The organism is Oceanobacillus sp. FSL K6-0127 (genome assembly GCF_037983385.1).
Classification (GTDB): Bacteria; Bacillota; Bacilli; order Bacillales; family Amphibacillaceae; genus Oceanobacillus; species Oceanobacillus profundus.
The window spans coordinates 4,226,878-4,248,444 of record NZ_CP150287.1; the positions used below are offsets into that span (position 1 = coordinate 4,226,878).

Consider the following 21,567-nt stretch of genomic DNA (forward strand, 5'->3'; position numbering starts at 1 on the left):
TCCTCTTGACATTTACCTTTCTAAAATGTCAATCCTTCCTTCTCTTGCAATGATCACATTATGAGCCATTTGTGGAAACAAACCTGTTTCGACGACTCCTGTGATCTGTTTCAATTTCTCATGCAGTGCTTGTGGATCTTCAATACTGGCAAACTTACAATCTACAATATAATTTCCGTTATCGGATACGAATGGTTGACCATCTCTTTTTCTCAATACTGGAGTACATCCAAATGCGGCGATTTGTTCTGTTGTCACCTCAAACCCAAATGGCAATACTTCAACTGGGAGGGGGAAGTCTCCTAATTTAGATACAGTCTTTGATGAATCCACAATAATAATAAGCCTATCAGCTGCTTGATCAACAATTTTTTCTCTGACAAGTGACCCGCCACCACCTTTTAAAAGGTGGAGGTTCGGATCCACTTCATCAGCTCCGTCAATTGCGATATCAATCTTTGTCGTATTAGAAAAATCAGTCAGTGGAATTCCTAATTGTTTCGCAAATCGTTCTGTTTTTAACGAAGAAGGTATACCTTTGATTGTAAGTCCTTCTTTAATACGTTCAGCAAGCTTTTCAAGCATGAAATTGACGGTGGAGCCGGAACCGAGTCCGACCGTCATCCCATCTTTTATATATTGTATAGATGCTTCAGCAGCCATCTGTTTATCTTCCATCATTATCTCTCCTAACAGGGCTTTAACTTTTGCTAAAATAATCCAGGATTAATCATTTTCGGTATAAAAAATGCGATTTCCGGGAAGAAGGCAACAAACAGCAACACGACCAAAATAATTGCAATGTACGGGATTACTGCTATAAACGACCTTTCAATGGACATGTTCCCAATCTTCGCAGCAAGCAATAAACATAGCCCATATGGTGGTGTAATCAATCCAATTGCCAATGTAATAACGACAATCAATCCCAAATGAACGGGCTCAATTCCAAACTGCAATGCTGTCGGAAGAATGACAGGTACAAATAAAATCATTGCTGGAATCGCATCCATAAACGTCCCAACAAACAAGAAAAATGCAATCACGATGATAATAAATAACCACTCTGTTCCAACATTATTCGTAAAGAACTCCTGTGCAAGCGTTCCGAGCTGGTAATAACTCATTAATTCTCCAAGCGCACTTGCTGCTGCTAGGGCAAACAAGGATAAGGAGCTTAATGCAAGGGTATCCATTAAAATACCTGGTAAATCTTTTACGCGTAATGTTTTATAGTAAAACATACATACAAGCAGTGTATATAATGAAGCAACTGCCGCAGCTTCTGTAGCAGTAAAGAAGCCTGTAATAATCCCTCCAATAATAATGATCGGAGTGAGCAGTGCTGGAATAGCCTCCACCAATAATTTCATAAATTTCTTAACCTCAACACGCGCATCCCTTGGGTAATTCCGTTTAATTGCCATGAAGTAAACGAAAACCATCATTCCTAAGCCAATTAGGATTCCTGGTATGATTCCACCAAGGAACAATGCTCCAATTGATGCATTGGTCAGACCTGCAAAAATAATCATTGGGATACTTGGCGGTATAACCACTCCAACTGTTGATGATGCTGCCGTTACCCCAACGGCCGTTTCCTTATCATAGCCTTTTCGGAGCATACTCGGAATCAGTATTTTTCCAACCCCAGCGGTGTCTGCCTGTGCTGCACCAGAAACACCGGCAAACATCATGGATACAAGGATATTGGCATGTGCAAGTCCTCCACGAATTGGTCCAACAATTGCTAAAGCAAGATTGATCAGTTTTTCAGAGATTTTACCGGAGTTCATTAAATTTGCAGCTAATATAAACAATGGAACCGCAAGCAGCACAAATGAATCCAGTCCATTAACCATGGACATTGGCACGGTAGCTTCAGGTGTGTAAGGGATTCCAAAAATACCGAGCAATGCGACTATCCCGATAACAAACGCTATTGGAACACCGATGAGCATTAATACAAGAAATAAACCAATTAATAAAAATCCCATCACTCACTTACCTCCTTCACTTTAGCTGCCTGGACATGATCAATTAGGTGGGACACGGAATAAATAATCATCGTTCCTGCCATTAATGGAATAGCAATCCAAACATATCCCATCTTCATTTCTGGTATCGTTGCCCATGTATAATTCCAAAATTCTGTTACAACTTGCAAACCGAGCAATAATATACAACTATTAAAAACTATTAGAACTAAATCATTGAATATACTTAAGGACATTCTTTTTTTCCCGTTCAATTTTCGGATTAAGAAATCAAAATTAAAATGTTCTCTGCGATTCACCATTACTGCAGCACCCATAAAGATTCCCCAAATAAAGGAATAATTCGCTACCTCTTCTGTCCAAATAACGGATATACCAAGGTGTCTGGTTACGATTTGCAGCATAATGATGAGAAAGAATATACATAGAAATGTGACACCGGTGATAATCTGTACTTTTTCAAGTACGTTTACGAAACGTTTCATGATAGGACCTCCTTCGATTATTTACTCTAGTTCTCTTATCTTTTGCAGTAATTCTTCCGCTTCAATTTCTTTTACAAAGTCATCCAGGATTGGCCGGGCAATTTCAATAAATGGCTCTCTATCAATCTCATTGATGATCGCTCCATCATCTATGGCCTTTTCCTTATATTCAATATCCTGTGCATTCGTTGCTTCACGTTCAGCAACTACAGATTGTTCAGCAGCATCTAAAATAATTTCTTGATATTCTTCTGGGAAGTTATCAAATTTTTCACCATTGAATAAGACAAGTCTTGTTGTATAATCATGAGCTGTTTCCGTTATATACTTACCATTGGAAGTAGTGTGATGTGCTTGTTGCACAAAAAATGGGTAAGCGTTTTCGGAAGAGTCAACAACATCCTGCTGCAAGCCTTGATACAACTCGCCCCATGAGATAGATGAAGGAATTGCACCAGTCTTCTGCCAGAAATCAGATATAACTCCAGATGTTTGCGTTCTTAGAGAAATTCCCTTCAAATCATCTACGGATTCCAAAGGAACTTTTCCATAGAAATGTCTAACCCCCGCTGACCAATAGCCTAATAGTTTAAAAGAGTTATTGGATTTTTCATTAATGATAGCTGCCATCTCTTCTCCAACTTCTCCATCTACTGCTCTTAACCAGTGATCATAGCTATTAAACAAATATGGGGCAGAAAAAATATCCACTTCTCGAATTCCCGTTTGTGTCATTAGACCTGGTGAAACAACAACAAGGTCAGCCGCCCCGAGCTGCAGCTTTTCAATTAGCTGTGATTCTTCCGTACCAATTGTACCGGCATGCACTTCTACCTCAATTTTCCCATCTGATTTTTCTTCAACAACTTCTTTAAACTTCAGCAAACCGACCTGGTATGGATTATCAGGCGATGTCTGATTATGAGCTGTAATCAATTTAATTTTTCCATCGTCCTCTGCCTCTACGTCATCCGTATTACAGCCAGCCAATAGAGCAGCAATGGATATAAAAATAATCATAATAAAAGTATAGTTACGATTTTTCATGTGATAAGCCTCCTTATAAATATTGATATTTATCTTTCAAGCTCATTTACCTTTTCTACATACGCTCTTGCCGTTTGTATTAAATGAAGGTAATCTTCATCTGTCTTTAGTTGTTTTGCATTTACAAGATTGCTTCCAATTCCAACTGCTGTACTTCCTTTGGAAAGGTATTCATTTATGTTTTCAAGTGTAATTCCACCAGTAACCATTGCCTTCACATGCGGTAATGGACCGAGGATATTTTTTACATAATTTGGTCCGAATGCATCTGCCGGGAAAATTTTAACCATTTGGGCACCGCTTTCATAAGCGGTCAAAATTTCTGTTGGCGTCAGGACTCCAGGTATATTTAAAATTCCATAGCGATTTGTTAACTTTAACGTTTCGAGATTCAGTGTTGGGGATACGATAAATTTCGCTCCCGCCATAATGACAGATCTTGCTGTTTCTGGATCAAGTACTGTTCCAGCACCGATATTTATTTTATCCCCTACTTGTTTGACAGCGGTATCAATTACTTGCAAAACATTTGGAGTTTCTGCAGTAATCTCGACTGAGTAGACCCCCCCTTCGTATAAAGCATTAAGAATCGGAACAATGTTGTTCACATCTGCTTTTCGAATAACAGCTACTATTTTATGTTGCTGAATTTGTTCTACTAAATTCATTTACGAACACTCCCTATTATTCTAGATTTGTATGTTTTTGATTTAAGCTTGCATGGCTGTTTCTATCTGGCTTATTTTCCAGAAGGTATACAACAATTGCATCAAGCAGCAAATGTGCCGACTGATCAAATTGATTTCCAAGCGGCTGGATGGTAGGTGGTTCAGAGTCCAGACGTTTCTTTGTTGCTGCTGGAATGGTAAGGAGATAATCACTTATGCTTCCTATCTTCGAATCTTTATTTGTTGTTACTAATGCAACTGTGGCATCAATCTCTTTTGCTTTCTCAGCATAATTTATAAGTGAACTGGTACTTCCTGATCCCGAGATAATGAGCAGTAAATCATCCGAACCGATACTTGGCGTTATCGTCTCACCAATAACATATACTGGATAGCCGCTATGCATTAATCGCATAGCTATTACTTTGCCAATTAGTCCTGATCGTCCTGTTCCCGCTATAAATATCCGACTGGCACGATCAATTTCCTCTGCAAGTTTCATTGATTCATTGAAATCGGTTTTTTCCAATACTTCCTTCACTTCTAATGCAACAGTGTTAATTATATTTTTCACGGCTGATCAACCTTTCTTTAACAAGATTCTCTTACGATTAGTTCTGGTTTAAAACGATATACTTTCGCATCGGCAGATACATTTTTGTCACGCATCAAATCAAAAAGAACTTCCGCTGCCTTTTTTCCCATTTCAAATGCCGGCTGGGCTATTGTTGTCAGTGCTGGATTATAAATGCCTGCAAAAGATACATCATCGACATTGATTAATGCCAAATCTTCTGGTATCCGCAGCTGTTCTTCTTTTGTGTACGTTAATATTTCAATTAACGTACGATCATTTATTGCAAGTATTGCAGTTGGAGGCACAGGCAAACACATCATTTGCTTTAATTTCCTGTGCATTTCCTCTATCTCTCCACTTTGAATATAATCTGGATTAAACTGGATGCCATAGTTCTCTAATGCCTTTTTATACCCTTCCATACGTTCAAATCTTGGCGTAACGTTTTGCGTTAATGGAGGAGAAACCACTCCTATACGCTCATGTCCCTTTTTTATAAATTCATCAACCGCTAAAAATGCTGCTTGTTCATTATCCAGTAAAATCGTATTAATGGTAATCCCAGAAATCAATCTATCCATAAAAACTACTGGGTAATTTTCTTCTATTATTCCTTTGTATAACTCAACGTTTTCTCCAGTAGGAAAGGCAATGATCCCATCCACCTGTTTTGCTCGAAGCATCTCAATGTACCGTTTTTCTTTAACCGGGTCATCATCTGCGTTACAAACAATAACGTGGAAATCTTTTTCATTACAAAAATCTTCAATAGCTCGGATAACTTGTGTGGAAAACACATGTAAAATATTCGCTACAATAACACCAATTGTTGTGGAAGATTTTTGCTTCAAACCCCTTGCCAAAATATTGGGACTGTACTTTAACTCAGCAATTGCCTTTTCAATCCGTTCTTTTGTTTGCTCCCCCATATAGTCGAAGCGCTGGTTCAGATATTGAGATACTGTACTTTTTGATACGTTTGCATGTTTTGCAACATCAGCTATTGTCGTCTTTTTCATCTGTTTGCTCCTAAAATTCATTACTAAATCGATTTAGTAAACCGATTTAGTAAAAGTATATAATAGTTGTAAGCGTTTTACAAGGGATTATTTTTATTTTATTAGAATATAATTAAATTGATCGGATAATCTTAATCCATGTGATTTCCATCACAGAAAAAACGAACAACCTCATTTATCATAAAGATAGATTGATAAATAGGAGGTCATATTATGAATTCATTTACAGTTGAGCATACACCAGCAGAAATCGTGAAGGTTTTTCCAAAAGCGAGTGATTTATTCAAGAAACGACGTATCGACTTTTGCTGTGGTGGGGATCGCCCATTAGGTACAGTATTTACTGAAAAAAACATGGATGAAGTAGCCGTTCTATCAGAATTGAATACAGCATTTGAAATCTGGAGTAAAGAAGATCATGAAGTTATCGATTGGGACCGGGTGCCACTTTCCGAATTAGTAGATCATATTGTCCACAAACACCATGCTTATTTAAATGAAGAACTTTCTCCATTAGGACAGTTTGTAACCAAAATTTTTCGTGTACATGGAGATGCTCATCCCCATCTTCAAGAACTGCACAGATTATATAATGATTTTAAAGTGGATATGGAAGCACATATGGTCAAAGAAGAAAATGAAGTATTTCCGTTGGTTAAGGAATATGAAAAAAATCCAAGTCAAGAGCTTGCAGAGCAGATTCATATAGCGAATGGTGGTTTAGAGGATGAGCACGAATCACAGGGGAACATTTTAAAAAGAATGCGAGAAATTACAAATGATTTCATCCCTCCGGCTGGAGCTTGCAATTCCTATCAAATAACGTATGCACGATTAGCTGAGTTAGAAACAGATACATTCCAGCACGTTCACTTAGAAAATAATGTACTGTTTAAACGGATTAAATCATAAAATTTGAGATCGGAAGTGATTGACTTCCGATCTCTTTTTTTTCATGTGTACCCAATAAAACTACTAGAAGTCATGTTTTTAGTCTACCCTTTAAAAGAGTGGCCGATAAACGTTTGAAGTTTAAAAAAGTGTTCTGCACTTCTGAAGAATTCTTTGAAGGTCATATTCATGTAGAGATCCAATTCTTTTGATCAATGATGATCGAGGTACCGCATGAATCTTTGTCGTGCGAGCAACTGAAAGGTGTCGTAATCAGGCTTCTTTCCAATAATGAATGATTACATCGAACTCATTTCTTGGTTCACTACTTGTTATAGGAGAAATAATTATGTCAATATCAATCGTGATATCCCGACCTACTATAACAATTGGTCGATGCTTAAATTGCTCCTGCATTTTAAAGTATACCTTTGCTAGCCATACATCACCCTGACTATATATCGGATTCATATTCCTCATCCTTTTCATTTAGCCAGAAATCATAGTTTTCATCTGCTACAAACACTTCATGCTTAGTAAAATACTTTTCATGAAGCTTTTTTAATACATGCTTTTTCGTTTCTTTCGGCAATTTTTCAATTTCCTCAATAATCTTCTCTTCCGCAGACACTTTATCCTTTTCCTCCTTACTAAAGTAAATTTTACACTTTTAATTGTACTGTAGTCATTATATTCCTGCAATGACTGAACGATAAAAGTTACCATATACGCTCACGGACAAAACAAGAAACACCCACAACCACTGATATCAGTAGTAATGAGTGTATTTTCATTTTATATTCCCTGTCAATAGTGTATTTATAAGTGCATTACCTTCACTTCATATACCTGTACTTCAACAAACTATTCAACATATTAATTTCCTGTATCAGCTTTTCGCCAACATTCGTTTCGGACACCTTTTTCCTCTCTAGCTCTTTATCTACTAATCGTCTTACAGACAGCACATCATTACCATTTCGCAAAACATCTTCCTTCGAGCTAAAATGCTGATGGGCAACCAATTGCATGCCGAACGAATTATATAGTAATGTATAACCCGCAATTCCTGTTGTTGGTTGATAAGCCTTTGAAAAGCCGCCGTCAATGACAATCATTTTACCATTTGCTTTGATCGGATTTTCTCCGTCAATCTCCTTCACTGGTGTATGGCCATTGATAATATGACCTTGATCTGGATCAAGATCAAATTCTTCTAAAATCCTTCTGCAAATCTCCTCCTTTTCTCGCAAATAATAATATGGGTTCTTTCTCTCTTTGTGTGTAGCCTTATCCTTAATAAAGTACCTTTCAAAGGTAGTCATTTCCCTTTTTCCAAAAAGGGAGGAATATTCTCCAGTCCATAAATACCAAACCATATCCGTTGCAAGGTCATCGGTTACCTCGCGGTTTGCAAAAGAATATCGCAAATATTGCTCGAAAATATCAAGTAGCTCACGACCTGCATATGCTTTATTTTCAATAACCATTTTTTCCATATTCCCGTTTTCATCTATCGGCATGCAGCCATGTATTAATAAATTCCCATTATATCTTAAATAAAGTGTGCCTTTTTTCATTAAAAATTCCATATGCCTTGCTAGTTTTTCTGAATGCTGGACAGAAAATAATAGCTTATCCATTACTTGTTTTTCTTCCTCCAATAATTCATCAGGCTGGTCTGGATTAATGGTTGCAAAACAAGTATTTTCCAAGGAATAGGTGTTTCCTTGAATCGTAATTTCATTGTTTTCATAATCGATTTTTTCTAGTAAAAGCCTTTTCGACATATTAAAGTAACTACGTCGTTTTATGATTGGCATCTCGAGTTTAAACTGAATCATTGCGATTGCTTGATGTATTTTGGTGATTTGTAATTGTTCTTCTGCGGATTGCTGTTTATTGGAATGTCTTTTTGGTCTGAATGCAGGATTGTCCTCATAGTACTTCTCTGCAAGATTCAAAAGTGGTCTAAGATTGATGCCATACACATCTTCAATAATATCCAAATTGTCATACCGCGCACAGATCCGGAGTATATTAGCTAGACAAACCTTCGACCCTGAAAAAGCACCAATCCATAGTACATCGTGATTTCCCCACTGTATATCCAGGGAATGATAATTGATAAGCGCTTCCATGATTTTATCTGGTTCAGGACCACGGTCATAAATGTCCCCCACTACATGAAGATGGTCGACAACTAACTGTTGCGTCGTATAGGCAAGACCTATAATGAGTTTATCCGCCTGACCAAGTGAAATTACTTTTTGGACAATCTTGGAATAGTAATGCTTTTTATTTGTATATTCATCAGTTTTGTAAAGCAACTCTTCTATGATATATACAAATTGCTTCGGTAATGCTTTACGTAACTTGGATCGAGTGTATTTAGAAGACGCATAGGGAATGAGCCGAATGATCTGATCAATCGTTTTGGAATACCATGCATTTAATTCTTGATTATTGTCAAATTGATCCCGTATTAATTGCAGTTTTTCTTCCGGATAATAGACTAATGTCGCGAATTCATTAATTTCTTCTTCCGATAATTCATGTTTAAAAATATCCCTGATTTTTTCCTTCACTTTACCGGAACCATTTCGTAATACATGCTGAAAGGCTTTGTACTCCCCATGTAAGTCACTTACAAAGTGCTCTGTTCCTTTTGGTAAATCGAGGATGGCCTCCAGATTAATAATCTCTGTAACTACTTTTTCTTCACTATCATATTTCTGTGCCAATAAGTCTAAGAATTTCTCCTTCAACATATCCATCCCCTCTTGAAGTCATTTTATGTAGATATAAGCTATTGCAACTACTATACCAAAAAGACTAGCAGAAATGAATTGCTAGTCTTTGGTTTATCCGTTTTATTTCGTTTATCTCTTAATTATAATGGATACCATTTCCCATCCACGCTGCTGCGGTTTCAAACAATGCTTCTGAAACGGTCGGATGCGGGAAAACCATACTTTCAATTTCCTCTACCGTACCTTCTAAATGCATAAACGCAGTACCTGCACTAATCATCTCTGTTACATGAGCACCAACCATCACAACACCAAGAATTTCACCGTATTTTTCATCTGCAATTATTTTCATGAAGCCATTGTTTTCATTGGCAGTAATTGCTTTTCCATTGGCAGCAAGATCGACTTTTTTAACTTTAACCTGATATCCTGCTTTTTTTGCTTCCGTTTCTGTTAAACCTACACTTGCAATTTCCGGGAATGAATAGACACAACGCGGGATAATTGCTTCTCCATGAACTTCCTGTCCTACGATATGTTTAACAGCCCTGATTCCTTCTTCACTTGCAGCATGCGCTAACTGGTAGCCTCCAACTAAATCACCAATCGCATAAATTCCAGAGATTGACGTTTCCATGGATTGATTTATATCTACAAATTTCCCTTCAAACGCAATAGGAAGGTCTTCGATTCCTGTTACGTTTGGTTCCCTTCCAACTGCAACTAAAACGTTATCTGTTTCAATCATTTGTTTCTTCGAATTTTTTTCCATCTCCACAATTGTTTTTCCGTTATTCGGTTTAAACCCGGTAATCTTCGTTCCTGTATGAATGGAGATGCCGCTTTTTTTCAATTGCTTTGTTAGAAATTTCGTTGCATCTTCGTCTTCATTCGGGATGATACTTTCAGCCATCTCGACAACTTCTACCTCTGTACCCAAGCGATTAAAAATACACCCAATTTCTAATCCAATTACACCTCCACCTACAATAACCAGCTTAGATGGGACCTCTTCAATATCAAAAATCGTGTCACTTGTATGGTAAGAAACTTCATCTAAACCAGGTAACGGAGGCACAAATGGTTTGGATCCAGTTGCAAGTATAATATTTTCTGCTAGAATGGTCTTATTTTCATTAGCTAAAGAAATAATTATTGTTTTATTTTCTGATACGACGCCATAGCCTTCGAAAACCTTAATTTTGTTTTGTTTCAGCAATCCTTTGATTCCATTTTTCAACGTGTTTACAACCGTATTTTTTCTTTTTACCATTGCTTCAATCGAATAGGAAACATCATTTACGGTGATGCCAAACGCTTGTGCATTCTTAATTTGATCTAGTACTTCCGCATGTTTTAATAGTGTCTTCGATGGGATACATCCTCTATTCAAACATGTCCCACCTAAATCTCTTCCCTCAACTAAAGCGACATTTAGTCCTTGCTTTGCTGCACGAATGGCTGCTACATAACCGCCAGGTCCACCACCAACGATTGCTACATCAAACTTTTGCATTGCTCCCAGCCCCCTATACCAATAATGTCCATGGATTTTCTAAACGTTCTTTTAGCTCTGTTAAGAAGGCTGCAGCAGGTGCACCATCAATTGCTCGGTGATCAAAAGAAAGACTTAATACCATCATTGGTCGCACTTCAACAACGTGATCAATCACTACGGCTTTCTCTACGATTCTGCCAACACCTAGAATTGCTGTTTCTGGTGCATTAATAATTGGAGTAAAGCCATCTATTGCATACATTCCTAAGTTACTTATCGTAAACGTACTTCCTCGCATTTCATCTGGTGTCAGTTTGTTATTTCTCGCTTTCGTCCCAAGCCCTTTACTTAGCGTTGTTAATTCTGCCAGACCTGCTTTGTCAACGTTTGGTACAGAAGGAACAATCAATCCATCTTCAACAGCAACTGCCAATCCTAGATTAATTGCTTGATTCATAACAATTTCATTATCAATAAGGGATGCATTCACTCTTGGATGATTTTTCAGTACACTTGCAGTAGCTTTCATAATAATTTCTGTATAGGATACCCGATAGCCAGTTTGCGCTTCGATTGTTGGCAGTAATGCCTTACGTACCTCGATGGCTTTTGACATATCGACATCTGTTGTTAACGTTACATGTGGAATAGAGCGTGCACTTTGTAACATCTTATCCGCAACAGCTTTACGAAGACCTTTTAATTTGATTCGTTCCAGCTCTCCTGTTTCTTGAGCTGAAGTATTTTGCTGACCTAACACATCTTGTTTAACGACCTTCCCTCTCGCACCTGTTCCCTGAATAGAATCAGGGTCAATGCCTTGGTCTGCTGCAATTTTCGCTGCTAGAGGGGTTACAAGTTTACTAGAATCCGTGTTTAGTGCTGCTATGACATCTTGTTCATGGATACGACCATTTGAACCTGTTCCTTGAATGATTTCTATGGACAGGTTATTTTCTCGAGCTACCCTTCTTGCTGCAGGAGTAGCCCGTACTTTACTGATTGATGCTCCACTCGTTGCAGCTTCCTCCTGTGAAACTGCTTTTTCTGCTGCAGTCTCTTCTTCCACCTGTTCCTCATTACTTGCTGCTGGCGGATTATCTGGTGCCTTATCATTTGCCTCCCCGATGAATGCGACAATCTCATTTACCGGAACTTCATCTTCCACATCATAATATTTTTTCAGCAAAATTCCTTCTTCATAGGACTCTACTTCTATATTGATTTTGTCCGTCATGATTTCAAATAAAGGTTCTCCTACTTCAACGGACTCTCCTTCTTCTTTAAACCATTCAAGTAAGGTACCAACTTCCATCGTACTACTTAATTTCGGCATAAATACTTCTTTTAACATGTCCGCTCCCCCTTACTTGGCCACAGCTTTTTTCGTTAACGTTTCTTTTACAGCATTTACAATATCCGGTACCTGCGGAATGGCGGCTTTTTCTAATTCTGGATTATATGGAATCGGTGTTTCTACACCGCCTAATCGCTTGATTGGTGCATCTAAATAGTCAAATGCTTCACTTTCAGCAATCATACTGGCAATTTCTCCTCCAAATCCACCACGTTTTACCGCTTCATGCACGACAACGAGATGCCCTGTTTTTGCAACTGATTCGATAATCGTTTCTGTATCTAATGGAACAAGGGTACGCGGATCAACAACTTCGACACTGATTCCTTCTTTTTCTAGCTCCGCTGCTGCTTCTAGTGCTTTATGAACCATAATAGCAGTAGCAACAATTGTAATATCTGTTCCTTCACGCTTCACTTCTGCTTTTCCTAATGGAATGCTGTATTCCTCTTCCGGCACTTCCGAGCTTGTTTTATATAATAGTTTATGTTCATAAAAAATAACTGGGTTATCATCATCCATGGCTGCTTTCAGTAACCCTTTCGCATCATATGCAGTTGATGGCTGTACTACCTTTAATCCCGGAATATGGGTAACCCAAGCTTCTAAACTTTGTGAATGCTGTGCTGCTGCTCCTGTTCCAGAGCCACTTGGTGTTCGAACAACCATTGGAACTTTTCCTTTTCCACCGTACATATAACGTAATTTCGCAGCTTGGTTTACAATCTGATCCAGTGCAATTGTGATAAAATCCGAAAACTGTAATTCCATAATCGGGCGCATTCCCGTTAATGCAGAACCTACTGCTGCACCTGCTATTCCTGCTTCACTAATCGGTGTATTACGGATACGTTCCGGACCAAATTCCTCAATCATTCCACGTGATACACCAAATGCTCCACCATAAACACCAATATCCTCACCCATTAAAAACACATCGTCGTTTTTACGCATTTCAATACTCATTGCTTCTCTGACAGCTTCTAAATAAGTTATCTCTCTCATTAAAATCCCCTCCTATGCATATACATCCGTTAATAATTCATCCAGTGACGGCATTGGACTATTCTGCGCAAATTCAACTGCATCATCCATCTCTTGCTTAGCTGCTTTCTTCAGTGTTTCTAACTCATCTTCCGTTGCAATTCCAGCTTCCACCAAGTCTTCCTTGAATCGTTTGATTGGATCCCGATTATCTCTCCAATCCTTTTCTTCATCACGTGTACGATATTTTTTTGCATCACTTTTCGAATGGCCCTTCCAGCGATATGTTTTTGCTTCTATTAATGTTGGTCCTTCTCCAAGACGCGCACGTTCTGTCGCCTCATAGGTAGCATTGATGACTTCGATAATATCGTTTCCATCAATAACAACGCCGGGAATACCATATGCAGCAGCACGATCTGCAATATTCTCCACATTTGTCATTTCACTTACGTTACCAGACATGCCATACTGATTATTTTCACAGAAAAACACGACCGGCAAATCCCAAATCGAAGCCATATTGATCGCTTCATGAAAACTTCCTTCATTCGACGCACCATCACCAAAGAAACAAACCGTTACATAGTCCAGCTTCTTCATATGTGCTGTAAGCGCCGAACCAACAGCTAAAGGTATTCCACCACCGACAATCCCCATTGCTCCAAGGTTACCTTTATCCAAGTCCGCAATGTGCATGGAACCGCCTTTTCCTTTACAATATCCAGTCGTTCTTCCGAATAATTCTGCCATCATCTTATCGACACGGCCGCCTTTTGCAATACTATGACCATGTCCTCTGTGTGTACTTGTAATTTTATCCTCATCGGAAAGCAATGCACATGCACCTGCAGCAGTTGCTTCCTGCCCAACAGCCAAGTGAGTTGTTCCATGAATCATTCCTTTTGCGAAGAATTGATCTACTTGTTCATCAAAGTAGCGAATTAACCACATTTGTTTGTAAAGCCCTTTCAATTTTTCATTTGATAGTTCTGGAACGAGTTTTAATGTTTTGGTTTGTTCCATTCTGTTCACTCTCCCTTTGTTTTTATGATAAAAATGTTCTTCCGCCGTCAATTAGCAGCACCTGTCCTTGTATATAATCGGACTCTTTAGAAGCCAGGAAATTTATCGCATTCGTTGTATCAGACAACGTTCCAATTTTTCTTACGGGTATTTTCTGTACTAATTTCTCCAAGCTCTCTTCTGTCGGGTATAGCCGATCAAGCATTTCGGTTTGAATTACCCTTGGTGCAACAAGATTAATTTTTATTCCTAAGTGACTGTACTTACTGGCAATAGATCTCATTAAGCCAAACGCTCCACCTTTTGATGCTGCATAATGAACACCACCGCCAGTTCCAGTAATAGCTGATCCTGATCCGATGATAATGATATTACCGCCTTTATGATGCAGCATTTCCGGGATTACAGCTTTTACAGCGTAGAATAATCCTGTTAAATTTACGGAAATTGTTTTTTTCCACGTCGGGAAGGTCAGCTCTTCAAAAGATTTAGATACCGTAATGCCTGCAGAATGTACAAGCGTATCTATTCTTCCAAACTGTTTGATCACCTTTTTTATTATTCCCTTCGTATTCTCCCAATCGGTTACATCATGCTGAAAAAAAGTTGCTTCTTTACCTTTTAAAGCTAATTCATTAACTAATGCTTCTCCAGCCTCTTTATTTAGATCTGTAAATATTACAGAATCTCCCCTAGCCGCTCTATTTTTCACATAATCCTTTCCAATTCCCGCCGCTCCGCCAATAACCAAGATTGCTTTTTTCTGCTCCATATATTCACCCCATTTTAATAGCCATTCTTAAGCTAGTGTTTTTCCACCATCTAATAGAATCGTTTGCCCATTCATATAGCTCGCCATCGGTGTTGTTAGCATTAATATGGTATTGGCAATTTCGCTTGCTGTTACTTTGCGCCCCAATGGAATAGAATCACTTGTGTCATATTTCCCAACACTTACAGCATTGACTCTAATGTTACTTGACGCTAACTCTCTGGATAGGGCCTTATTCATGGATTCTAATGCACTCTTACTAGCAGCATAGGCAGTATCACCATTCCCCCCATCTATCGCACTCGTTGAGGAGACGTTAACGATTACTCCATCATTCTGCTTTTCCATCAATGGAGTTATCATTTTTATTAATTGAAAAGGTACATCCAAATTAATAAACATTACGTTCTCCCATTCCTCAGGGGTTATATCTATAATTTCCTTTCCTGTATCCGTTTCCAAATTATTAATAATAATATCAATTTGATGTAAATCTGGTAATCCTTGAAGAAATGAACTATTTTCAAGATTCACTGGACCTATATCATTACTAGAAGATCCATCTTTATATTTTAAAATAAATATGCTTTCATCCTCTGGGGCCGTTCTGCTTAAAAACAATATCTTTGCCCCTGCTTCTGTATATAACCGAATAATTTCTTTGCCTACTTGATGATCGCCATCAAAAACAAATACTACCTTGTTCTGTAAATCAAATTGAATCATCTCCAACCTCCTTTACATTTGTTCTTAGTAGTTACATTTGTATAAAATATAACTTATAAATGGTATTTTGTCAACATTTATATTACATATGTTCTTATCGCAATCAAAAATACACCTCTCTGCAAATGGAAGAGAGGTGGTATTATTTATTTCCTAAATGAACCGTGTTCAATGAATTCCTTTAGCTATTATTTAATGGAAAAGTTCAACTACTTTATAAATGACGTAATGAATTAAATTACCTGCTTGGTCAATACTTGAAACCATGGTAGCTCCCTCAGGCATATTAAACTCTGCTTTCACCGCCATATCAGTATATATCACAGCTAAGTCTGTCGCCATGTAGAGTGACATAGCAATTACAATGGTTCCTGCAATAACGGAGTGAACAATATTTCCGCGCGCAGCACCTACGATAAATGCAACAATAAACGGAATCGTTGCCAAGTCTCCAAACGGAAGTAATGCGTTACCAGGTAAAATCACTGCTAATACGACTGTTATTGGAACAAGAATCAATGCTGTTGAAATTACTGCGGGATTACCTAGAGCCACAGCTGCATCAAGTCCAATATAAATCTCTCTATCTCCAAATCGCTTATTTAACCATTCCCGTGCTGATTCCGATACTGGCATTAGTCCTTCCATTAAAATTTTTACCATTCGCGGCATCAAAACCATTACCGCTGCCATGGACATACCGATTTCAATAATATCACCCACACTATATCCAGCTAATGCACCAATCCCTGCTCCAAGTACGAGTCCAATGAAAATCGATTCTCCTAAAATACCAAATCTTTTCTGAATTGAATCTGGATCTGCATCCCAATCCTTTAACCCAGGGATTTTTTGAAGCAGCTTTACGATTGGAATACCAATCGGGACGTAAGAAAGTGTTGTTGCAGTAGTTAACGACACACCTGGCATTTCATAATAATCAGCAACCATTGGAGCTAAGCGATCAGCCATCACTAGTGTGATAACTTGGAAGATAATCGCTGCGGCAAGGCTTATCCAAACGTTTCCAGTTAGTGCATAAACCATTGCTGCCATAAATGCATAGTGCCAAAAATTCCAAATATCAACATTCATCGTTTTGGTTGTTTTTGTAACCAGCATAACAACATTTACAGCTAACCCTAAAGGAATGATAAATGCTGAAAGCGGGGATGCCCAAGCAATAGATGAAGCTGCTGGCCAACCAATATCAATAACATTTAAGTTAACCCCTAATCGTTCTACCATCCCTTGTGCCGCAGGACCAAGGTTTAAAACAAGCAAATCTATCACTAAGAATATACCTACAAAAGCAACTCCAATAGTTAAACCCGAACGAAATGCTTTTCCAGGCTTTTGTCCAAAAAATAAGCCAAGCAAAAAGATTGCTACTGGTAGAATTACGGTAGCACCTAAATCTAAGAAACCTTGTATAAAATCTACGAATCCTTGCATGTTGTTTCCCCCTTGAGTGAAAAATATAATTCTACTTAATTTAAATTTGCTTACCAATCTTCATATGCTTTTTCATCAATACCTCCTTAGTTAAGCGGATTTCATTTGTTCTCATCGATTTATTATGTAAGTTAGAACTCCCTCCCAAAACGACCCTATTATTTGATATCGCTTACATTAACTGCATTACTAACCGGTATGAAAGTAAATCCACTATTAACAGTTGCTTAATAATTCTATCTTATCACCAATAATATCGGTTTTGTATTCGCTTTCATCACAACTTAATGTCATATCTTTGTATAATATCATGATTAACATTCGTAACCACCCAGAACAATTGATTAATTTATACATAAATTGAATCTAATTTTTTGTAGCAACAAATAAATGCATCCCTTTTCTATAATAAAAAGGGATGCATTTATTTTAATTATCTAATAAAGCTTGTGCAGTACGATCGTCTGTTATAAGAACATTTAAACATCCACCAACAAGAGCTGCTTCTATACTTTCCAGTTTATGTGAACCTTCAACAATACCAATTACTTCAGGTATTTTCTTTATCTCTTCTATATTTAAACCGATAAAACGATCATTTAAGGGGTGATCTATCTCCATTCCAACTTCATTAAAAAAGCAAGATCCGATATTACCTACTGCTCCTGCCTTTTTTAATGAAGTTAAATCACTTTCCTTTAAATATCCCATCACTTCTAAAGTTGAATCTTTAAATGGATTTCCTATCCCTACGACAGCCATATCAACTTTTCGGCCTTCTTCTAATACCATAGCGATATCTTTTGTATGAACGAGCATCTCTTTTAAATCGTCACTTTCAACCATTGCTGGTGCATAAAGATACATGCAGGATGTATTCATTTTTTGCGCTAAATTAAACGCAAGCTGATTGGAGTGTAAATGAACATAATTGTTACCCATTCCACCAATAATTGGTACAATACGAATATGAGCATTTCGTTCATATGGATATTCTTCAACCAAAGATAAAAGTGTACTTCCCCAAGAAATACCTATGTTTTTAATATTCTTTAGGTTTTTACTAATATAGGATGCTCCTGCTTTTCCAAGCTGCCTCTTAGCCATTTCCTGTGTAAAACCTGCAGTAGAGACAACAATAACTTCTTTTAATCCAAACTTCTTCTCAAGCTGCTGTTCTAAATCAATCGTATGAATTGTCTCGTCTTTGATATAGATTTCCACGATTCCTTCTTTTTTTGCAGCATTTAACAGTTTTGAAATGACAGGTCTGGAAACATTATGTTTTTTTGCGATTTGGGCTTGAGTCCAACCTTCAAAATAATATAACTTAGCTATCTTCACCATTAAACGTCGTTCTTCCCAATCTAACATACAACCGCTCTTTTCTTTGAAAAAATTATATTTGTTCTATCATATTACGTTTGTACATTATCATATAGAACAGATGAAACGCTGTCAATTATCTTCAGCTGTTTAAAATAGAGATGTACTAGAATTTGTTTTTGCATACTCAGATAGCAGCTCCTACAATATGAATTATGCAGAAATTTCTTCTGGTCAAAGACTACTATTAGTTTCTTTCGCAGTACAATTCTAATACTAGCGCACTAAAAAAGGTTAGCATCCTTATAATACTAACCTTCCAGTAATAATCTAGCAGTTTTTTCATCGGTTATTAATACATCAATTAAATCTTCTCTTAATGCCGCTTTAATAGCATTCACTTTTTCAACTCCAGCAGCTACTCCAACAACTAGGGGGATTTGCTTTAACTTATTTAGTTCAAGTGTAATTGTTTTTTCATTCCAGGAATTGTTTACTACTTCTCCATTTTCATTAATAAAGTTATAGCAAATATCACCAGCAATTTCATCAAAATCCAGATCATCTGTTATACCAGAATTAATATAGGATCGAACCATGGTTGAATGCTCTGGTGTTCCGCCTATTCCTACAATCGCAATGTCTGCCTTGCTTCCCAATTCCAATGTATTCTTTATAGACGGTTGTTTCAGAATTATTTCCCTCGTCTCTTTAGAATCAACAACAACTGGAGCGTGTAAAAGGTGATAGGTTGCTTTCAATGCCTCCGCAAGCTTAGCAACAATATGGTTTGCATGTATATCTACACGCTCGTCTCCCATTCCCCCAACTATAGGAACAAAGCATACATTTGGGAAATGCTGATTAGATGACATTGCGGTTGCAACCTCATATAAAGTTGTTCCGGAAGACACTCCAACAACCTGATCATCCCTGATCATTCTATGCAAATATTTACTTGCCGCCGTTCCCAACTGAATTTTAGAATTACTTTGTTCCGTATCAGGCACACAAATTGCCTCACGTAATCCGTATTGATTTTCTAGCTTTGTCTCTAAACTTGATACGGTACTATAATCCTCATCATGAATAATAATTTCAACAATACCTAATTCCTTTGATTTTGATAAATACTTCGATATTAATGACCGACTTACTCCAATTTTTTTTGCAATAGTTGATTGGGTTTCACCTGCTTCATAATATAGATTTGCAATCTTAACCATTAATCTCCGATCGTCTAGATAGGACATTTCCTACACCCTGTTCTTATTGAAAATTATTTAGATTACTGTCTTAGCTGAGAGGGAATTTGATAGATTAAATACTGCTCCAGATCCATACAGTTTAAAACGATATCAAAATTCCTCTGTATTACTTCTTTTCCAGTACCAAGTTTACATGTTTTTTACAAAAATTTCTAATTTTAACACTTACATTTTAACACTTACTATGAAACATTCTACCTTTATAATTGCTTCCTTTAGCTTACCTTTGCTTCTCGTTTCATTTGCTCTTCTACTCGTTTAACAGCATCTTGAACGACTAGCCTATGCTTCTTCTTCTCCCAATCAATAACCTTTATATTTTCACCAACATACTCTTTATACTTTGCAAATCTTGAAAGAACTGTAAGTCCTGATAAAATATTACATTCCTGAATGGTTCCTTTTTTATCTGTAACGACAATAGCTACCTTTCCAACGCGGAACATTTTTTTCGTCATCCCCACACCAAGGTACCCTTCACTATATTGTTGGGTAATCTTCTTTACTTTTTTCTGATAATATTTCACATGTAAAATTCCCGTAAACGCTTGAATAACAAGAACAACTACTAATAACATTAGGAATGCTAAGGGATCCATCTTTTCGCCTCCTGCTCTGATTGATGTTATTTATTCGATAGATTGAAACTGAGGTTGATGAACAATGGATGAAGAATTTAACCGTTCACCCATTGTTCTGATTAATGAACTGTCAGCTCTAAAGCTTCGATAATTCGTTCACTTAATATAATTGGCGAATTAGCAAAGTTACCGATTGTTGAGCCTGCAATATGTGGTGTAATCGTAATATTATCCAGTCCGTTGTAAGGATGATCGCTTGGCAATGGTTCAACATTATATACGTCCACGGCAGCACCAGCAATTTTTTTCTCGCTTAATGCTTCTGCCAAGTCCTGTTCGTTAACTAATCCAGAACGAGCCGTATTAATGAGCACTGCATTATTTTTCATCATGCTAAAATGTTCTTTATTAATCATGTTCTTTGTTTGTTCCGTTAGACGGTAGTGCATTGAAATAATGTCCGCTTCTTTCACTAATTCTTCTAGGGTTTCAACTTTTGTGTCTGGTGTATCACCTTGGTAATAATCATCGAAGAATAGAATTTCACTGCCAAAAGGGCGAAGTAATTCTGCAACCCGCCTGCCTATAGCACCGTATCCAATCAAACCTACTGTTGAGCCCTTTAGTTCGGGAGCAAGCACACCGTTTGGATAATGTTTTTCCCACACACCGTTTCTTAATTTATAGTTAGCTCTGGCAATATTACGGATTTCATTTAGAATCATACCAACAGCAAACTCGGATACACTTGTAGTGCTGCGCCCAGGTGTATTCAAAACCGTAATACCTTTTGATTCAGCATATTCCCTATTCACATTTTCAATACCCGCCCGAAGGACACCTAATACTTTTAAGTTTTTGCATTGGTCAATGACTGCTTTTCCAATCGGTGCAAACTGGGTAATGATAATATCATAGTCTTCCAGGCCATCTGTTAGTTCAGAAGGAAGCGCAATTGCTTCACTGCCTTCATACTCTAGTTTAATATTATCCTTCTGTAACGCTTCCAAATCTTTATGCTTCCATTCTTTGACGGTAATATCAATACCTAGCTCTTTTAAACTAATAAGACCTTCTTCCATCATTTGTTTATCTATAAATAAATCGGCTATTGCTAAACATTTCATTTTTTCACCC

22 protein-coding genes are annotated in these 21,567 nt (G+C 37.5%); 1 reads left to right on the plus strand and 21 read right to left on the minus strand.

The features are described 5' to 3' along the window. Positions 1-12 precede the first annotated feature (12 nt). Genes rpiA through MHH64_RS20600 form a run of 7 tightly spaced genes read right to left on the minus strand, consistent with a single transcriptional unit; the run spans position 13 to position 5,793 of the window. Complete coding sequence (gene rpiA / locus MHH64_RS20570; protein WP_340002370.1) at positions 13-678, minus strand: ribose-5-phosphate isomerase RpiA; 666 nt, start codon at positions 676-678, stop codon at positions 13-15. Between the two features lie 32 nt (positions 679-710). Continuing rightward, positions 711-1,997 carry a TRAP transporter large permease gene (locus MHH64_RS20575; RefSeq protein ID WP_095308065.1) on the minus strand — a complete coding sequence of 429 codons (1,287 nt, stop codon included), beginning with the start codon at positions 1,995-1,997 and terminating at the stop codon, positions 711-713. Then, a complete protein-coding gene (locus tag MHH64_RS20580) occupies positions 1,997-2,482 on the minus strand; it encodes a TRAP transporter small permease (protein WP_303449855.1) in 486 nt (161 codons plus the stop codon). Before MHH64_RS20580 ends, MHH64_RS20575 begins: the two co-directional genes overlap by 1 nt. A gap of 21 nt (positions 2,483-2,503) precedes the next feature. Next, entirely contained in the window at positions 2,504-3,529 is a 1,026-nt protein-coding gene (locus MHH64_RS20585) for a TRAP transporter substrate-binding protein (protein ID WP_340002371.1), read from the minus strand. A gap of 29 nt (positions 3,530-3,558) precedes the next feature. Continuing rightward, positions 3,559-4,197, minus strand: coding sequence for a bifunctional 4-hydroxy-2-oxoglutarate aldolase/2-dehydro-3-deoxy-phosphogluconate aldolase (locus MHH64_RS20590; protein WP_095308060.1), 639 nt, complete (start codon positions 4,195-4,197; stop codon positions 3,559-3,561). 16 nt (positions 4,198-4,213) lie between these two features. Next, positions 4,214-4,771, minus strand: a complete 558-nt coding sequence (gene hxlB, locus MHH64_RS20595; protein ID WP_095308058.1) for a 6-phospho-3-hexuloisomerase — start codon at positions 4,769-4,771, stop codon at positions 4,214-4,216. Positions 4,772-4,788: 17 nt separating this feature from the next. Continuing rightward, the gene (locus MHH64_RS20600) at positions 4,789-5,793 is read right to left on the minus strand and encodes a substrate-binding domain-containing protein (RefSeq protein ID WP_340002372.1); all 1,005 of its coding nucleotides are present in this window, start codon (positions 5,791-5,793) and stop codon (positions 4,789-4,791) included. A 213-nt stretch (positions 5,794-6,006) separates the two neighbouring features. On the opposite strand from MHH64_RS20600, the gene ric reads away from it, so the two are divergent. After that, positions 6,007-6,705 (plus strand): iron-sulfur cluster repair di-iron protein, encoded by a 699-nt coding sequence (gene ric, locus MHH64_RS20605; RefSeq protein WP_251661136.1) that lies wholly within the window; start codon positions 6,007-6,009, stop codon positions 6,703-6,705. A gap of 252 nt (positions 6,706-6,957) precedes the next feature. Here the strand turns inward: ric and MHH64_RS20610 are convergent, their stop codons facing one another. The 14 genes from MHH64_RS20610 to MHH64_RS20675 all read right to left on the minus strand — a co-directional run bounded on the left by MHH64_RS20610 (position 6,958) and on the right by MHH64_RS20675 (position 21,557). Next, positions 6,958-7,155 carry a type II toxin-antitoxin system PemK/MazF family toxin gene (locus MHH64_RS20610; RefSeq protein WP_340002373.1) on the minus strand — a complete coding sequence of 66 codons (198 nt, stop codon included), beginning with the start codon at positions 7,153-7,155 and terminating at the stop codon, positions 6,958-6,960. Next, positions 7,139-7,315 carry a hypothetical protein gene (locus MHH64_RS20615; protein ID WP_158586190.1) on the minus strand — a complete coding sequence of 59 codons (177 nt, stop codon included), beginning with the start codon at positions 7,313-7,315 and terminating at the stop codon, positions 7,139-7,141. The genes MHH64_RS20610 and MHH64_RS20615 overlap by 17 nt, the downstream gene beginning before the upstream one ends. A 205-nt stretch (positions 7,316-7,520) precedes the next feature. Beyond that, on the minus strand, positions 7,521-9,452 hold the full coding sequence (locus tag MHH64_RS20620) for a fructose-1,6-bisphosphatase (RefSeq protein WP_340003296.1): 1,932 nt from the start codon (positions 9,450-9,452) through the stop codon (positions 7,521-7,523). A gap of 121 nt (positions 9,453-9,573) precedes the next feature. After that, a complete protein-coding gene (gene lpdA, locus MHH64_RS20625; RefSeq protein ID WP_340002374.1) occupies positions 9,574-10,953 on the minus strand; it encodes a dihydrolipoyl dehydrogenase in 1,380 nt (459 codons plus the stop codon). 13 nt (positions 10,954-10,966) lie between these two features. Then, on the minus strand, positions 10,967-12,289 hold the full coding sequence (locus tag MHH64_RS20630; protein WP_251661142.1) for a dihydrolipoamide acetyltransferase family protein: 1,323 nt from the start codon (positions 12,287-12,289) through the stop codon (positions 10,967-10,969). Between the two features lie 12 nt (positions 12,290-12,301). Then, positions 12,302-13,297 carry an alpha-ketoacid dehydrogenase subunit beta gene (locus MHH64_RS20635; RefSeq protein ID WP_095308045.1) on the minus strand — a complete coding sequence of 332 codons (996 nt, stop codon included), beginning with the start codon at positions 13,295-13,297 and terminating at the stop codon, positions 12,302-12,304. A gap of 12 nt (positions 13,298-13,309) precedes the next feature. Then, a complete protein-coding gene (locus tag MHH64_RS20640; protein WP_095308043.1) occupies positions 13,310-14,302 on the minus strand; it encodes a thiamine pyrophosphate-dependent dehydrogenase E1 component subunit alpha in 993 nt (330 codons plus the stop codon). Between the two features lie 22 nt (positions 14,303-14,324). Then, the gene (locus tag MHH64_RS20645) at positions 14,325-15,074 is read right to left on the minus strand and encodes an SDR family NAD(P)-dependent oxidoreductase (protein ID WP_340002375.1); all 750 of its coding nucleotides are present in this window, start codon (positions 15,072-15,074) and stop codon (positions 14,325-14,327) included. A 27-nt stretch (positions 15,075-15,101) separates the two neighbouring features. After that, positions 15,102-15,800, minus strand: coding sequence for an SDR family oxidoreductase (locus MHH64_RS20650; RefSeq protein ID WP_340002377.1), 699 nt, complete (start codon positions 15,798-15,800; stop codon positions 15,102-15,104). A 192-nt stretch (positions 15,801-15,992) separates the two neighbouring features. Then, on the minus strand, positions 15,993-17,255 hold the full coding sequence (locus MHH64_RS20655) for a PTS galactitol transporter subunit IIC (RefSeq protein WP_095308037.1): 1,263 nt from the start codon (positions 17,253-17,255) through the stop codon (positions 15,993-15,995). A 429-nt stretch (positions 17,256-17,684) separates the two neighbouring features. After that, entirely contained in the window at positions 17,685-18,629 is a 945-nt protein-coding gene (locus tag MHH64_RS20660) for a sugar-binding transcriptional regulator (protein WP_095308035.1), read from the minus strand. Between the two features lie 263 nt (positions 18,630-18,892). Beyond that, entirely contained in the window at positions 18,893-19,834 is a 942-nt protein-coding gene (locus tag MHH64_RS20665) for a sugar-binding transcriptional regulator (RefSeq protein WP_095308033.1), read from the minus strand. A gap of 230 nt (positions 19,835-20,064) precedes the next feature. Continuing rightward, the gene (locus MHH64_RS20670) at positions 20,065-20,448 is read right to left on the minus strand and encodes a transcriptional regulator GutM (protein WP_095308031.1); all 384 of its coding nucleotides are present in this window, start codon (positions 20,446-20,448) and stop codon (positions 20,065-20,067) included. 101 nt (positions 20,449-20,549) lie between these two features. Further along, complete coding sequence (locus MHH64_RS20675) at positions 20,550-21,557, minus strand: 2-hydroxyacid dehydrogenase (protein WP_340002379.1); 1,008 nt, start codon at positions 21,555-21,557, stop codon at positions 20,550-20,552. Between the last annotated feature and the right edge of the window lie 10 nt (positions 21,558-21,567).